Annotated in this window: 1 protein-coding gene; it reads left to right on the top strand. The window is 55.7% G+C overall.

All coding sequences use genetic code 11. The annotated features are described in order from the left end of the window. Positions 1–109: 109 nt before the first annotated feature. Positions 110–210, top strand: a 101-nt coding sequence (locus tag A3728_RS24005) for a DUF3072 domain-containing protein (protein WP_150120852.1), incomplete at its 3' end; no start/stop codon positions are given.

The raw sequence follows: 210 nt of genomic DNA, 5'->3' as shown, positions 1-210 counted from the left end.
GCGATCACTGCGGTCATCGTCTATGTGCTGATTACTAAACGGACAGCTGCATAGGCGGGAACTTCGGGGGCAGGGCCAGCGTTAACCTTTGGAACAAGAGGTGAACAAAATGACCGACAATCCAAAGAGCAACCCGACTGGAAACGCCGAAAAGGACCCCGAAGACTGGGTAACTGGCGATGAGCCGATGACCGGCGCACAGGCCAGCTA

Source organism: Sulfitobacter sp. HI0040 (genome assembly GCF_001634885.1).
In the GTDB taxonomy this organism is placed as follows: Bacteria; Pseudomonadota; Alphaproteobacteria; order Rhodobacterales; family Rhodobacteraceae; genus Sulfitobacter.
This window is presented reverse-complemented; position numbering and strand designations above follow the sequence as displayed.